The 14,761-nt window shown below is 64.9% G+C and carries 12 protein-coding genes; 8 read left to right on the forward strand and 4 right to left on the reverse strand.

Translation table 11 applies throughout. The features are described from left to right. Positions 1-97: 97 nt before the first annotated feature. A complete protein-coding gene (locus tag VB734_RS09920; RefSeq protein ID WP_322781543.1) occupies positions 98-913 on the reverse strand; it encodes a hypothetical protein in 816 nt (271 codons plus the stop codon). 29 nt (positions 914-942) lie between these two features. Next, complete coding sequence (gene rppA / locus VB734_RS09925) at positions 943-1,653, reverse strand: two-component system response regulator RppA (RefSeq protein ID WP_197164750.1); 711 nt, start codon at positions 1,651-1,653, stop codon at positions 943-945. 120 nt (positions 1,654-1,773) lie between these two features. On the opposite strand from rppA, the gene VB734_RS09930 reads away from it, so the two are divergent. The 4 genes from VB734_RS09930 to VB734_RS09945 all read left to right on the forward strand — a co-directional run bounded on the left by VB734_RS09930 (position 1,774) and on the right by VB734_RS09945 (position 8,418). After that, entirely contained in the window at positions 1,774-2,358 is a 585-nt protein-coding gene (locus VB734_RS09930) for a hypothetical protein (RefSeq protein WP_197164748.1), read from the forward strand. Between the two features lie 43 nt (positions 2,359-2,401). Beyond that, entirely contained in the window at positions 2,402-5,542 is a 3,141-nt protein-coding gene (locus tag VB734_RS09935; protein WP_197164746.1) for an efflux RND transporter permease subunit, read from the forward strand. Between the two features lie 5 nt (positions 5,543-5,547). Next, complete coding sequence (locus VB734_RS09940; protein ID WP_323243322.1) at positions 5,548-6,642, forward strand: DMT family transporter; 1,095 nt, start codon at positions 5,548-5,550, stop codon at positions 6,640-6,642. A 276-nt stretch (positions 6,643-6,918) separates the two neighbouring features. Further along, positions 6,919-8,418, forward strand: coding sequence for a patatin-like phospholipase family protein (locus VB734_RS09945; RefSeq protein ID WP_322781541.1), 1,500 nt, complete (start codon positions 6,919-6,921; stop codon positions 8,416-8,418). A 4-nt stretch (positions 8,419-8,422) separates the two neighbouring features. Here VB734_RS09945 and VB734_RS09950 read toward each other — a convergent pair whose 3' ends face one another. Next, the gene (locus tag VB734_RS09950; RefSeq protein ID WP_322781540.1) at positions 8,423-8,854 is read right to left on the reverse strand and encodes a hypothetical protein; all 432 of its coding nucleotides are present in this window, start codon (positions 8,852-8,854) and stop codon (positions 8,423-8,425) included. 122 nt (positions 8,855-8,976) lie between these two features. On the opposite strand from VB734_RS09950, the gene VB734_RS09955 reads away from it, so the two are divergent. Then, the gene (locus tag VB734_RS09955) at positions 8,977-10,458 is read left to right on the forward strand and encodes a WD40 repeat domain-containing protein (RefSeq protein ID WP_322781539.1); all 1,482 of its coding nucleotides are present in this window, start codon (positions 8,977-8,979) and stop codon (positions 10,456-10,458) included. Between the two features lie 64 nt (positions 10,459-10,522). Here VB734_RS09955 and nadA read toward each other — a convergent pair whose 3' ends face one another. Beyond that, positions 10,523-11,479, reverse strand: a complete 957-nt coding sequence (nadA, locus tag VB734_RS09960) for a quinolinate synthase NadA (RefSeq protein WP_197164740.1) — start codon at positions 11,477-11,479, stop codon at positions 10,523-10,525. 63 nt (positions 11,480-11,542) lie between these two features. Here nadA and VB734_RS09965 point away from each other — a divergent pair, with 63 nt between their 5' ends. The 3 genes from VB734_RS09965 (at position 11,543) to VB734_RS09975 (ending at position 14,746) form a co-directional block, all read left to right on the forward strand. After that, positions 11,543-12,430: a TIGR04168 family protein gene (locus VB734_RS09965; RefSeq protein WP_197164738.1), complete on the forward strand. Its 888-nt coding sequence runs from the start codon at positions 11,543-11,545 to the stop codon at positions 12,428-12,430. After that, positions 12,424-13,491 (forward strand): hypothetical protein, encoded by a 1,068-nt coding sequence (locus VB734_RS09970; protein WP_197164736.1) that lies wholly within the window; start codon positions 12,424-12,426, stop codon positions 13,489-13,491. Before VB734_RS09965 ends, VB734_RS09970 begins: the two co-directional genes overlap by 7 nt. A gap of 559 nt (positions 13,492-14,050) precedes the next feature. Continuing rightward, positions 14,051-14,746, forward strand: coding sequence for a glycoside hydrolase family 104 protein (locus VB734_RS09975; RefSeq protein WP_231594779.1), 696 nt, complete (start codon positions 14,051-14,053; stop codon positions 14,744-14,746). Positions 14,747-14,761 lie beyond the last annotated feature (15 nt).

Here is a 14,761-nt window from a genome sequence, read left to right on the forward strand (position 1 = left end):
TCATAATGGATCAATGGAGCTGCGCAATCAGCTTCCAAGCAGTCATCCCCTGACTGCTCCTGTTCACCCTCCGGAGAGGGTCACAGGACCTCCTGAGTTACACCACTCGGAGGGGCGCTACCCGGGCCATGGCGTCAGCCGGCGGCTGCGCCCTGTGGGCTTCCACCACGGCCAGCAGGTTGGCCAGAGGGGCGCGCAGTTCGTGGGCCGCATCGGCCGTGAACTGCTCCTGCTGCCGGTACGCCGTCAGCAGCGGCCGCATCGCCAGACCGGACAGCCACCAGCTGGCCAGGCCCGCCACCAGCAGGGCGAGTAGCACAATCGTCTGTGTTGCCCACCAGAGCCGTTCCCGTTCCGCATCCAGTGCGCGCAGGCTGCGCCCGATCTGCAGGTAGCCCCAATCCAGCTCCTGCGCATTCGCGCCTGAATGCGCCGATGTGTGCGAATGGTGCAGGTGGATCGAATACTGCAGAAAGCGATCGCCCCCTGGCCCCACCACCACCGACCACGAGGAGCCGGAGCTTTCAACCTTGGTTTGTGGCGAAAGACCTGGTGATCCCGGGGAATGGGCGATCAGAACGCCACGGGGATCCAGCAGGCGCAGGTAGAAGCGCTCCGGGTCCGTGACACTCACGGCATGACGCGAGATCAGAGAAGGCGGCGATGGACAGGGATCACCGGCGAGGCAAAGCCCAGGCAGTACGGAGGCCAGCTGCGGAGAGGGTCTGGCCTCCTCCGGCAACAACGGTTTGAGGCTGTCATGCAAAGTGCCGGCGAGGGTTTCCACTTCGCTCTCGAGGGCCTTCCAGTTGGAGCGCATCAACAGGCCGAACATCCCGTAGCCGGCGGCATAGAGAATCACCCCGATCACCGCCAGGTACATCGCCGCCAGCCGCAGGCGGCTGCGGGACATGGGTCCAGGTCTGGCCATGGCGAGATGTCCTATGGCTTGTCCTCAGACTCCGGATCAAAGCGATAGCCCTTAGAAGGCACGGTCTCGATCGGAGAGGCCAGTCCGTGGCTGGCGATCTTGCGCCGCAGCAGACGCACCTGGGCCGCGACCACATTGCTGATCGGATCCTCATCCAGTGACCAGAGCTGAGAGCGCAGCCGCGAACCCGGGATGATCTCCTGCGGATGCTCCATGAAGTAGGCCATCAGCTGGAGTTCCTTGGCGGACAGGGTGATCCTGGTGGTGTCCTCTCCCTGCTCAACGCTGAGGCAGCCCTCGGCCGGATCCAGCAGATAAGGCCCGCAGCTGACCAGTGGCTCGCGGTAGCTGGGCTGGCGCCGCTGCAGCGCCCGGATCCGCGCCAGCAGTTCCTCCATGGCGAAGGGCTTGCTCAGGTAGTCGTCGGCGCCGGCATCAAGGCCCTGCACCCGGTGGCTGGTATCAGCCAGGGCCGTGAGCATCAGCACCGGCAGGGTGAGGCCAGCCCTCCGTATCCGCCGGCAGAGGTCCACCCCGGACAGCCCCGGCAGCATCCAATCGACGATCACCAGGTTGTAGGTGGCCAGATCGCTGCGGAGCAGGCTCCAGGCGCCGAGCCCTTCGGCGACATGGTCGACCACATGCTGATCCGCCTGGAGCACCGTCTGGATTGCAACAGCCAGTTCGGCTTCGTCCTCGACCAGCAGGATGCGCAGCGGCATGGGCCCGGGCCTGGGGGCGACGTCGGCTGATCCTAAGCAGCGCAGGCGGTTTCACCTGTTTTTCATCGCCACTGCGGCATCCTCTGCGGGTCCTTGTCCTGCCCTTGCGGCAGCAGCAGCATGCGCGCTCTTCTTCTGGCCGGCAGCCTCAGCCTCGGAACCCTGGCCCTCGGCGGCCTCAGCCCATCGATGGCCCACGTGGGCCATGGCGATGAGTTTCAACAAACAGGCAATGTGCGGCAGGTGAAGGCCAGCGCGGAGATCGATTCCCTGCTGGGTATCACCACCGCCCCCGCCGTCGAAGCCGGTGGTGTGGTCACCATTCCAGTGGCGGCGGTGGTGGATGCGGATGGCAAGCCCCTGGCGTTCGTCAAGAGCGGCACCACCTACGACCCGGTGTTTCTCCAGACCGGTGCCAGCCAGGGTGATCAGATCGAAATCACCGATGGCAGCATCTCGCCGGGAGACGACGTGGTGATTCAGGGGGCCCTCTCGCTCTACGCCGAGTCGAAGAAGAGCCAGAGCTCTGCCATCCCCAGCGCAGAGGGCTCCACACCGGCGACAACGGCAGCAGCACCAGCAGCTCCAGACGCCACCACCCAAACAGCAGCAGGGGGTCTCAACCCTCTGGCGATCGGCGCTGGTGCCGCGGTGCTGGTGGTGGGCGGGGTGGTCGTGGTCTCACGCCTGGGCAAGAAGAACTGACCCGCCGAGCCCTTCGTTCTCTCCTCCCGCCCCATCCCATTCCATGCTCAATCGCCTGCTCAACCAGACGCTGCGGACCTCGATCGCCAGGCGCTGGTTGGTTGTTGTCGCCGCCATCCTGATCACCCTCTGGGGCCTCTCCATCCTCAGCCGGATGCCCCTCGATGTCTTCCCTCAGTTCGCCCCGCCCCAGGTGGATGTGCAGACCACCGCGGATGGGCTGGCACCCGAGGAGGTGGAGCAACGCATCACCGTGCCGATCGAATCGGCCGTCAATGGGCTGCCTGGAGTGGAAACGGTGCGCTCCTCCTCGAAGGTGGGGCTCTCGATGGTGCAGGTGGTCTTTGATCAGAACGCCGACATCAACCGGGCCCGTCAATCGGTGGCGGAGCGCCTCCAGCAGATCGAAGCCGTGCTGCCCGCCAACGCCAGTGCCCCAGCGATCTCGCCGCTGGTGTCACCGCTGGGCACGATCCTGCAGTACGCCTTCACGGTGAAGGACGGCGGCTCCACCACGCTGATGGAGCTGCGCCGGATCGTTTCCACGACCTTCAGCCATCAGATCCTGGCGGTGCCCGGGGTCTCCCAGGTGACGCTCTACGGCGGCGAGGAGGGGCACCAGCAGATTCTGATCGATCCTCAACAGCTTCAGGCCCGCAACGTGTCGCTGCAGGCCGTGGCTGAAGGAGCGGCGGCCGCCAGCGCCCATGCACCGGGTGGCTTTCTGATCGCAGGCGGCCAGGAGAAGCTGATCCGCGCCAGCGGCCAGGCCCAAAGCAGCGACGATCTCGCCAATGCGGTGGTGCTCGATGGCAAGGGCCAACCGCTGCGGCTTGGCGAGCTCGCCGAGGTTCGACTGGCCGGTGCCCTCAAGCGCGGGGACGGCAGCTTCAACGGCAAGCCGGCGGTGGTGCTGATGATCAACAAGCAGCCCGACATCGACACCCCCAGGGTCACCCGCCAGGTGGAGGAGCGCATCGCCGCCCTCAGCAAGACCCTGCCAGGTGACATTCAGGTGCAGCGCACCTTCCGGCAGGCCAGCTTCATTGACACGGCGATCAAGAACGTCAGCAGTTCCCTGATCGAAGGCATCGTGATCGTCTCGGTGGTGATGGTGCTGTTCCTGATGAACTGGCGCACCGCCGTCATCACCCTCAGTGCCATCCCCCTGTCGTTGTTGATCGGCCTGATGCTGATGCGGGCCTTCGGGCTGGAGATCAACACCATGACCCTCGGTGGTCTGGTGGTGGCGATCGGTTCGGTGGTCGACGACTCCATCGTGGACATGGAGAACTGCTACAGCGGGCTTCGCAAGAATCAGGTCGCTGTCAATCCCAAAAACCCCCTGCAGGTGGTTTATGAAACTTCGGTGGAGGTGCGCCAGCCGGTGATCCTCTCCACCGTGATCATCGTGGTGGTGTTCGCGCCGATCTTCAGCCTTACGGGAGTGGAGGGGCGGATCTTCGCGCCGATGGGCCTGGCCTACCTGCTGTCGATCGCGGCCTCCACCCTGGTGGCGCTCACCCTCTCGCCAGCGCTCTGCGGGATTCTCCTGGCGAACACGCGGCTCCCCGCCGAGAGCACCTGGATCGCCACCTGGGCCGAGCGGGCCTACCGGCCCCTGCTGGAGATGGCGCTGATCTCCCCCAAACGCGTGCTGGCCGCTGCCCTGGCGATCACGGTGCTGGCTTGCGCCATCCTGCCCAGCCTCGGGCGGGTGTTCCTGCCGGAGTTCCGCGAGAAATCCCTGGTGAACTCGATGGTGCTCTATCCCGGCGTATCGCTGGAGATGACCAACCGCGCCGGTTTGGCCTTGTCCAACACCCTTCAATCCAGCCCCCTCTTTGAGTGGGTGCAGGTGCGGACCGGACGAGCACCGGGAGATGCCGATGGGGCAGGCGTCAACCTGGCCCATGTGGATGTGGAGTTGAGCGATGAGGCGATGAACGATCGCCCTGCCGCCATCGCCGAACTACGAGAAACCTTCCTCAAGCTGCCCGGGGTGGCCCCGAACATCGGCGGCTTCATCTCCCACCGCATGGATGAAGTGCTTTCGGGGGTCCGCAGTGCGATCGCCATCAAGATCTACGGACCTGATCTGGGCGAGCTGCGCAGGATCGGCGAGCAGGTGCGTGACGCCATCGAACCGATCCAGGGGGTGGTGGATCTGCAGCTCGAACCCCAGTTGCCGATCCAGCAGGTGCAGATTGCCTTCGATCGTCAGGCGGCCACAGCCCAAGGCCTGACCATGCAGCAACTCGCTGAGGCGGTGGAGATCGCCCTCAACGGCAAAACCGTGGGCCAGGTGGTGGACAACAGCACCGAGCGCATGGATGTGGTGGTGATGCTCGGCGAGGACTCCCGCAACAGCCTTGATGCCCTGCGGGCCATTCCGATCGCCACCCCTGCGGGCACCATGCTGCCCCTGGGCAACCTGGCCCGCATCGACTACGGACTGGGTGCCAATGTGGTCAACCGTGAGGATGTCTCCAGGCTGATCGTGGTGTCCTCCAATGTCAGTGGCCGGCCCCTGGGGTCTGTCGTGGGTGACATCCAGAAGGTGATCGACGCCAAGATCAAACTTCCCAGCGGCTATCTGATCCGTTATGGCGGGCAGTTCGAATCCGAGGAGCGGGCCACCGCCAACCTGGTGCTCTACAGCCTGCTGGCCACCTTGGTGATCGGCGTGTTGATGTTCATCGCCGTGAAATCACTCCCGGCCACGATCGCCATTCTGATCAACCTGCCCCTGGCCCTGGTCGGTGGGCTGGTGGCCATCCTGCTCACCGGCGGCGTTCTTTCCGTGGCCTCCCTGATCGGGTTCATCACCCTGTTCGGGGTGGCGGTTCGCAACGGCCTGCTGTTGGTGGACAACTACAACCGCCGCCACGCGGAAGGGATGGAGCTCAAAGAGGTCATCCGCGCCGGCAGCCTTCAGCGCCTCAACGCGATCCTGATGACGGCACTCACCTCAGCCCTGGGCATGCTGCCGCTGGCCCTGGCCTTCGGGGCCGGCAACGAGATCCTCCAACCCCTGGCGATTGTGGTGCTCGGTGGCTTGATCACCTCCACCAGCCTCACCCTGCTGGTGCTCCCGGCCCTCTATGCCAGTTTCGGACGCTGGTTGCTGCCCCGCCTCCGGAAGCCTGCGCGAGGCTTGAAGCCATTGGCGGTGATCCAGTGACGAGAGTGAGGGGCAACCCGCAGCGCTGGGGCCTGATCGCCGGCCTGCTGGCCGCCGTGTTCTTCGGTCTCAGCGCGCCGTTGATCAGCGTCATCAGCCGCGAAGGCTCACCGCTGATGATCGCCGCGCTGCTCTACGCCGGAGCCGCCATCGCGCTGCTGATGGTGCGGGGGGTCCTGGGCCATCAGCAGGAGGAGTCACCGGTTCAGCGCCGTGACTTTCCCCCGCTCCTGGGGCTCACCATTCTGGGCGGGATGGTTGGCCCGATCTGCCTGGTGCAGGGTCTCACTCTGGTGTCGGCGGGTTCAGCCTCGCTGCTGCTGAACCTGGAAGCGGTGTTCACCCTGCTGATCGCGGTGCTGATCGGCCGTGAACACCTCAGCCGCAAGGGTCTGATCGCGACCGTTCTGATCCTCACCGGTGCTGTGCTGCTCACCGAAGGCTCCTTGAACGGCGCAACGGTGCTGGGCACCGTGCTGATCGCTGGAGCCTGCCTGGCCTGGGGAATCGACAACAACCTCAGCCAACGCCTGAGTCTGCGTGATCCCTTGCAGATTGCCCTGCTGAAGGCGATCGGGGCCTCGGTTCCGATGCTGATCCTGGCTCTCGCTGCCGGCCAGACCCTGCCGGCCTGGCCCGCTCTGCTGGCATTGCTGTCGATCGGCGCCGTTGGCTATGGCCTCTCGATCTGGCTGGATTTACTGGCCCTGCGCCACCTGGGTGCGGCGCGCGAATCGGTGGTGTTTTCAACGGCGCCGTTCGTGGGCCTGCTCTTCTCCGTCCTGGTGTTGCGGGAAGCCTTCACAGGCGGCATGGCCATGGCCTCAGCCCTGATGGTCCTCGGCATCACCGTTCTGCTGAAGGAAGATCATGGGCACTGGCACCGCCACGAGCCCCTCCGCCATGCCCACCGGCATCGCCACGATCCGGCCGGCGGAGACCCTCACCACCAGCATGATCACTCAGGGGATGAGTTGCCTGCCGACATGCCTCAAGGCCCTTGCTGGCATGCCCATGAGCACCTGCACCAGCCGATTGCGCACGAGCACGCCCACGTCAGCGATATCCATCACAGGCATGGTCACCGACATGGACTTTGAGCCTCTTCGTGACGGCTGATATTGACAGCATCAAGGCTTGGGGAACGTCAGCTTTTGGGCGCCACAATGAGAGAGAAGCGAACACTCTCGGATAGAAGAATTTCAGCCGGGTGAAGATAAGGGACTTGACACTCAACACCAGGAACCTTGGATCCTATGATAGTACAAATCAGAAGGTGATCTTGGTCTTTGGGCTAAAATCAAGTGCTAGCGCGAGAGGCGAAGCGGATATGCTCTGAGCACTGCTGGCGATGCGCGGGCCTGCAAGCGACGCCCGTGGAGATACAACGCCTTGGAACAAACCCCTGGAGTGGACAGGCCACCCTCAAGCTGCTTTCAAAAGCGGTAGCGTCTTGCCTGCCACTCAGAGGCAGCGTTTATCGAAGAGAGCTGGCTCGTGGCAATGCCTTGACCACATCAAGTCGACATGGCTATGAAGGGAGTGATGGGACGTCTCCAATGGCCAGAAAACTTGCGATCGTGATCAGCGGAGCGGTCTCACTGGGCAGTTATGAGGCCGGGGTAATGTATGAGCTGCTCGAAGCCATCGCCCTGCACAATGAGTTTCTCCAGGAGGAGCATCCGGAGCGCTACGAGCAGGATCGAGTGATCATCGATGTGATCACTGGCGCCTCTGCTGGAGCAATGACGGCCGCAATCCTGAGCCAGCAGCTCTATTACGGCGGCGACCGACTGAGGGATCCTTACGACAATCCCCTCTTCAATGCCTGGGTGATGAAGGTGAATATCGATAGCCTCCTGAAGGTGCCGCGAAAGCATCATAAGTATTCCCTGCTCAGCTCTGCAGTCGTTGATGACATCGGTGAGGAGTACATCCCAGACGATCCCGGCGATGTGCTGAATGGCCATCCGGCAGCCTCGGATTCCCTGCGGATTGGCCTGGCCATGGCCAATCTCAATGGCTTCTCCCAGGAGATTGTCGGGGAAAAGGAATCGTTCGCCTATTCCCGCTACAAGGATCAGTTCGTCTGCCTGCTGCGGCGTGTGTTGCCTCAGGAGGGGCCGTCAGCCAGTTCAGGGGAGGAGGTTGAGCCGACCATTCAGCTGTCTGAGCTGGAACCTCGTCGGAAGGGACGACAGGTGGTGTGGCGTCCGATGCTGAACACCTGTTCCTGGCCGATCCTGCGATTGATGGCCCTGTCCTCAGGAGCGTTTCCGTTGGCGTTCCGCGCCCGTCGCATCGTCCGCACCGGCGGCTCTGCGGCCAGTCTGATGCGCACCAGAGACAGCAGTCGCAAGGCCACCGCCGGTGATCAGCTGTACGGCGGTAACTACCTGTACACCGATGGTGGTGTCTTCGAGAACGAGCCGGTTGGCATGGCCGCCAGTCTGGCGAGGGAAATTGATGACAAGGATGGCCCTTCGCAGCGCCACTATCTGTTCGTTGCTCCCGGTAAACGCACGATTGATGCTGATCCCTTCTTCAATCGCGAAGACAACCTGTTGGCGATGGCGATTGGCCTCGCCAGCGCGGTCTTCGGACAGTCCCGTTTTCAGCAGTGGGTGACAGAGGGCCTGGAAGGCAAGCTGCTCACCGTCACCGCTTCCGATGCCTTGCTGATCGGGGATGTGTTCTCAGCTTTCGCAGGATTTCTGGAGTTTGAGTTCCGGGCTTATGATTACAACATCTGCAGGCGCAATGCACGTCAGCGGCTGAGGGAAGGAAAATTTGCCGACCTGATCGGTGATTTTCAGTGCATCGATCAGAAGATCCCGTTGATCGACTGGTTGGCCGACATCCTCGGACTCCCTTGAATCCTCATCGGCTTCCCCTTCCGTCTGCGCTGCGAATCCCTTCGCCCACGAGCAGATCCAGGACGGTGTGCTGGAGTATGAAACAGACTCCTGGAAACGGGTACGTGATCAACTGGTCAGTCTCGCTCAACCCTGCCTGATCGAGGAGGATGGTGAGCGGAGGCGGGATCAGCTGCAGGAACTGCGACAGCTCATGGTCAGGGTCGACCCCAGGCGTCGTCAGCTCATCGCTGAGCAGATCAGGTCTCGTGTCGACTCCCTGGTCGACTTCTTCAATGAGGACTATCTCGACAGGCTGGATGCGCAACGACGCTCCGGCCCATGGCGGTGGATGCTGCGTCAGTTCATCGGCAAGCCTCTCACCAAGTTGATTCTGAGGCGACTGATCAAGCCTGTCCTCGACGTCAATGTCCTGTGGCCGGAGCCCTAGCGCCATCTCAGCGGGCCTCCGCCTCAGCGTCTGTTGCCGGTGTCTGTTGCAGTTGTCGGCGCGCGAGGAGATGGATCCCGAGGTTTGAGCAGGATTGACGCACCGCGCGTCAGGCGGCTTTCCCTGGGATGTCCCCGTTGATCGGCGTTGACACGCTTCTGCAGGTCGTGGTCCCGAAGCTGCTGCGCATGACGCTCGTCAGCTTCGTGGTGGGCAGTGTCGTGGGAGCGGTGGTCTCCGCCATCGCCGATCTGATCCGGCGGTGGCGGCTGAGGCGATCCGGATCGCAGCCTCAGCAGGACGGCTTTGCACGGGGAAGCCTGCTGTGGGCGTCCCTCTGGGGATCGTTTCTCGGCACCTTTCTGATCGGCCTCCTGCCGATCGAGGCCAACCCGGCTTCCCTGATCGGCGGGCCCTACGGGGCCCTCTGGTTCGGCTTCATGCTCCTGGTCTTCGTGCCGGCCGGTGCCACCACGGGTGCGGTCCTTGGACTGATGGCAGCCGGCGCTGGGCGCCCCCGCCCGAACCTGCCCCGGCTGATGGCTGGCTGCACTGTGCTGGCCTACCTGATCAGCACCTTGGTGCTGGCACTTCTGCTGGCTCCGCCGAGCATCAGCTTCAACACAACTCCAGCGTCTGGGCCGTTCCCGCTGGTGGCCAGGCTCACGGGCGATGCCAGCCCTCCGCTGGATCTGGCCCTCAACGAGGCCGGCGATCAGCTGGCGGTGCTGCAGGTGCGCAACAGCGCGCAACAGCTGGACATCCTGGAGTTGTCCAGGCGGAAGCGGCGCCGGATCCGCCACCTCCATGGACTACCGGACGGTCAACGAACCCTCCAGGACATTCTGAGCTCCGTGGCCTTCAGTGCCGATGGCCAGGAGCTGATCACGGCGGCCATAGAGCAGGTGCAGGTGCGAACGCTGCCCGAAGGAGCGATTCGGCTGCGACTGGATGGTGCCACCGTGGCCTATCCGATGGCCGGCCGCAGGCTCGTGACCCTGGCGCCCAGTCCGGAGCCGCAGGGCCTCAAGGTCTGGGATCTTGCCACGGGCCAGCTGCTGCGAGTGATTCCCGCTGATCTCTCCACCCTGGACTGGAGGGAACGTCCGATCGCCGTCAGCTCTGATCGACGCCTTCTGGCCTTTCCCCGCCGTCTCTACGACCATCAGATCCAGGTGTGGAACGTTCCAGAGAACAAGCTGATCGGAAGCCTGGATCTGGATCGCCCGGCCGGCATTCTTTCCCTGGCGTTGTCTCCGGACGGCAGGCAGCTGGCCGTCGCTCTCGGCCAGGGTCCACCTCTTTCGATCTGGGATCTGGCCTCGGCGCGCCGGATCCGCACCTTCGAGGCGGTGCAGCGGGCGCAGCAGCTCTACTGGACCGACAAAGGTCTCCTGCTGAGGTCCAAGGGGGTCTTCAAGGTCCTCAACCCCCAGAGCGCAGAGGTGCTGCACACTCTCCAGCTGCAGTCGGCTGCGCCCATGCCCCAGGCCACACTTGAGGGTCCATCGGGTCTCACCGCTCTGAGCGGCGACGGATCCACCCTGGCGGTCTACGTTCCCCGCCAGGGAATCGGCGTGTGGCGCGTGGGCTCTCTGCACCCGTCCTGACTCAGCCAACCCCTGTCCGGAGCCTGAATCCAGGCCACGGCCCGGGATGGGCGCCGATCTCCCCCTACCGGCTCATCTCCAGCATCCTCTGGATCGGTGCCAGAGCCCGCTGCCGCAGCGCTTCGTCCATCTCGATCGCCGGGGTCATGTCGCGCAGGCACAGCCACAGTTTCTCCAGCGTGTTCAGCCGCATGTAGGGGCAGGCATTGCAGCTGCAGCCGTCGGCGCCCGGCACCTCGTAAAAGGCCTTGCCCGGCACCCGCTGGCGCATCTGGTGCAGGATCCCCGGCTCGGTGAGCACGATGAAGGCCGGCGCCTCACTCTCGGCAGCCCGGGCCAGCAACTTGCTGGTGGAGCCGATGAAGTCGGCCAGATCGAGCAGGTGCTGCTGGCATTCCGGGTGGGCCAGCACCTCGGCGTCCGGGTGCTGCAGTCTGAGCTGCAGCAGTGCCTGCTCACTGAAGGTTTCGTGCACCATGCAGCTGCCGGGCCAGAGCGTGAGCTCGCGGCCGCTCTGGTTCTGCACCCAGCGGCCCAGGTTCTGATCCGGCGCGAACAGGATCGGCCGGTCGGCCGGCAGCTGCTTCACCAGGTCCACCGCGTTGCTGCTGGTGCAGATCAGATCGCTCTGGGCCTTCACCGCCGCCGAGCAGTTGATGTAGCTCACCACGATGTGCTCGGGGTGCTCGGCCCTGAAGGCGGCGAAGCCATCGGCCGGGCAGGCGTCGGCCAGGGAGCAGCCGGCCTCGAGATCCGGCAGCAGCACCGTCTTCGTGGGGCTGAGAATCTTGGCGGTCTCGGCCATGAAATGAACGCCGCAGAACACGATCACCTCGGCGTCTGTGGCGGCGGCCTTGCGCGAGAGCTCGAGTGAGTCGCCGATGAAATCGGCCACATCCTGGATGTCGGGGCTCTGGTAGTAGTGAGCCAGGATCACGGCCTTTCGCGCCAGGCGCAGCTCATCGATCGCGGCCGGCAGGTCTCGGGAAGTGGTGGGGGCCTCAAGGGCGGCAAAAACCAACCTTGACCTCAACTGGGGCAGGATGAAACCAGCCTAGGCAAGGGAGCAGTCGTCACGGCCCACATGCGCCTTGCCATTGCCGGGGATCTGCACGGGCAATGGGACCGGCGTGACGTGGGCCTCCTGGCCCGTCTCGCCCCCGATGCCCTGCTGGTGGTGGGCGATCTCAGCGACGGTCACCAGCGCATCGCCGCCAGCCTCGCCGATCTGCCCCTGCCGGTGGCCTGCATCCTCGGCAACCACGACACCGGCAAGGACCACAGCGGTCGCAAACTGCAGCGCCAGATCGACCGGCTCGGCGAGAGACACTGCGGCTGGGCCCACCGCCGGCTCGACCCTCCCGGCCTGTCCGTGGTGGGCGGCCGGCCAGGCAGTGCCGGTGGCGGTCATCACCTCTCCAAGGCGGTGCAGGCCCTCTGGGGGCCCGTCGGGTTGGCCGAGTCGGCCGAGCGGATCGCCGCGGCGGCCCTCTCCGCCGATCCGCGCCTGCCCCTGGTGCTTCTGGCCCACTGTGGTCCCAGTGGCCTCGGCAGCGAGGCCAGCGATCCCTGCGGGCGCGACTGGAAATCGCCCGCCTGCGACTGGGGTGACCAGGACCTGGCCCAGGCGATCGAGCAGATCCGCGCCCGGCGGCCCTTGCCCCTGGTGGTCTTCGGGCACATGCATCACGCCCTCAAGCGCGGGCGGGGGGAGCGGCGCAGCTTTCTGATCGATCGCCGCGGCACCGCCTACCTCAACGCCGCCTTCGTGCCGCGCCATGCCGTCGATGGGGACGGGCGACAGCTGTGCCATCTGTCGTGGGTGGAGCTGGACGAGGGTCAGCTGATCCATGCCAGCCACCGCTGGTACGACCCTGAATCAGGGCGGTTGCTCTATGAGCAGCTTCTGCACCGGCAGCCGCTGGGCGACCATCAGCCGCTGGGTGATCAACCCGAGGCGCTGCCGTGCTGATCTACGCCGCCATCAGCGGCCATGGCTACGGCCACGGCTCCCGCAGCGGCGCCATCCTGCTGGCTCTGGCCCAGCGCCAGCCCGGCTGGCGGCTCGTGCTCTCCACCTCCCTGCCGGCCGCGTTCCTGCGCACGGTGTTTGGACCGGTGCCCTTTGAACGGCGCCCCTGCCTCTGGGATGTGGGTGTGGTCCAGGCCGATGCCCTCGGCGCCGACCCCGCCGCCACCCTTGCGGCCCTCGACGATCTGGAGCGGCACCTGCCTGCTCAGATCGCCGCGGAGACGCGCTGGCTCCAGGCCCAGGCCGGCCCGGTGCTGTTGCTGGGCGATGTGCCGCCGGCGCTGGCGCGGCTGGCCCAGGCCGGCGACTGGCCCCTGATCTGGGTGGGCAATTTCGGCTGGGATGCCATCTATGCGCCGATGGGCGGTCCCTTTCTGGTCTGGGCCGAGCGCTGCCGTGAGCTCTACCGCATGGGCCAGGGACTGATCCACTGTCCCTTCTCGATGCCGATGGCCTGGGGACTGCCGGAGATCAGGGTGGGGCTCACCGTGGCGCCGGCCCGGGAGCAGGCGGAGGTTCTGCGCCACCAGCTGGAGCTGCCGGTGCGCGGCCGCTGCGTGCTGGTGAGCTTCGGCGGGCTTGGCTTCGAGCTGGGGGAGGAACCCTTCCGCCGCTGGCCCGAGTTTGTGTTCGTGAGCACCGAGCCCGCGGCGGCGGGGGCGGCCAATGTGCGGCTGCTGCCCCAGGGCCTGCGCCTGATGGAGGTCATGCCGCTGGTGGAGCGGTTGATCACCAAGCCTGGCTACAGCAGCTTCTGTGAAGCCCTGGCGCACGACGTGGGCATCCACCTGGTGCACCGGGAGGGCTTTGCCGAGGCGCCGGTGCTGGAAGAGGCCCTGCGCCGGCATGGCCGCCACCGGTTGCTCAGCCAGGAGCAGCTGCGCTGCGGCGAGTGGCAGCTGGATCAGCCCCTGCAGGCGGCCGCGCTGGGCCCCCTGCCGCTGGACGGGGCCGAGACAGCTGCCGGCTGGCTGGAGCACCAGGCGCTCGCCTACAGCTGAAATCGCCGGGGAGCATTGCAGGGCAGGCGATCTGGTGTCCGTCGCTACCACGACTGGGGTCGCAATCAGCAGAGCTGATGATCAGTGCGGTGAATGATTTCGCTGCAACAAACCCTGTGCTGAACAGTGATGTGAACCTCCCGATCAATTCTGATAGCCGGTGGACAGTCGTGCGACTGTCACTGATGCGATCCCTGCCCTAGTGCTTGTTCGACACATTGACGTGCAACCCAAGCCCGCCGAGATGTATTCTTCGATCGCTTCGACGGTTTCCTCTGAGTTCATCACTGATTACTGAACCTGATTGCATCCATCAGAGTATCTGATCAGTTTTACAAGACATTTTTTCTCAAGCAGTTCCATCCCCGTTCAGTACTCACGAACGGACTTGAACTCTCTTCGGTTTTCCTCTCCACCACAGCAGCGTTTCACCTTGGCCGATTCCTTATGGGATCAACCATGAAAGAGCGCGGCTGCCTTTGTCCTTTCTCCCTTAAATCCGTTGTTCGCCACCGCTTCCCGTTTCAGTCGCCTCTGCCTCCCGGCTCTGATTGTCGCCATGGGGGCCCCTGCCCATGCCACGGCGTGGGAGGAGATCCGTCTGCCGGGAGCGGCACCGTCCACTCAGCCCCAGTCGCTGGCGATCGCCACCCCCCAGGACGTGCCCGGCGCGCGCGCCATCTTTGAGATCACCCCTGAGCGGAGGGCACTGCTCAACACCATCCGCTATGCCGAAGGCACCTGGGCCAACGGCGAGGACGTGGGCTACCGGATCATGTTCGGCGGCAGCCTGATGGCGTCCCTGGATCGCCATCCCGATCGGGTCAACCGCACCGTGGGCTACGCCAGCGCCGCTGCTGGTGCCTATCAGTTCATGCCCTTCACCTGGGCGATGGCCACCCGGGCTCTGGGAATCACCGGTTTCGGCCCCCAGGTCCAGGATCAGGCCGCCATTTTCCTGATCCACCGGCGCGGGGCCCTGGCCCTGGCCGACCGCGGCGTCCTCACTCCTGAACTGGCCGCCAAGCTGGCGCCCGAATGGGCGTCATTCCCCACCCTGGCCGGCCGCAGCTTCTACGGCCAGCCCGTCAAGCGCTACGGCCAGCTCAGGGCCTTCTATGAGGCCAACCTGGCCAGCCTGCGGGCCATTGACAACGTCCGCACGGACGTCGCCCAGGCCGCTCCGCCGGTGCAGCCCGCCTGCAGCGACGACAGCCTCACCTGTGCCCTCCAGGAAGCCAGCTCCGGTCGCTGATGCCCCCTTGGCGGC

This window comes from Synechococcus sp. BA-124 BA4, assembly GCF_034931165.1.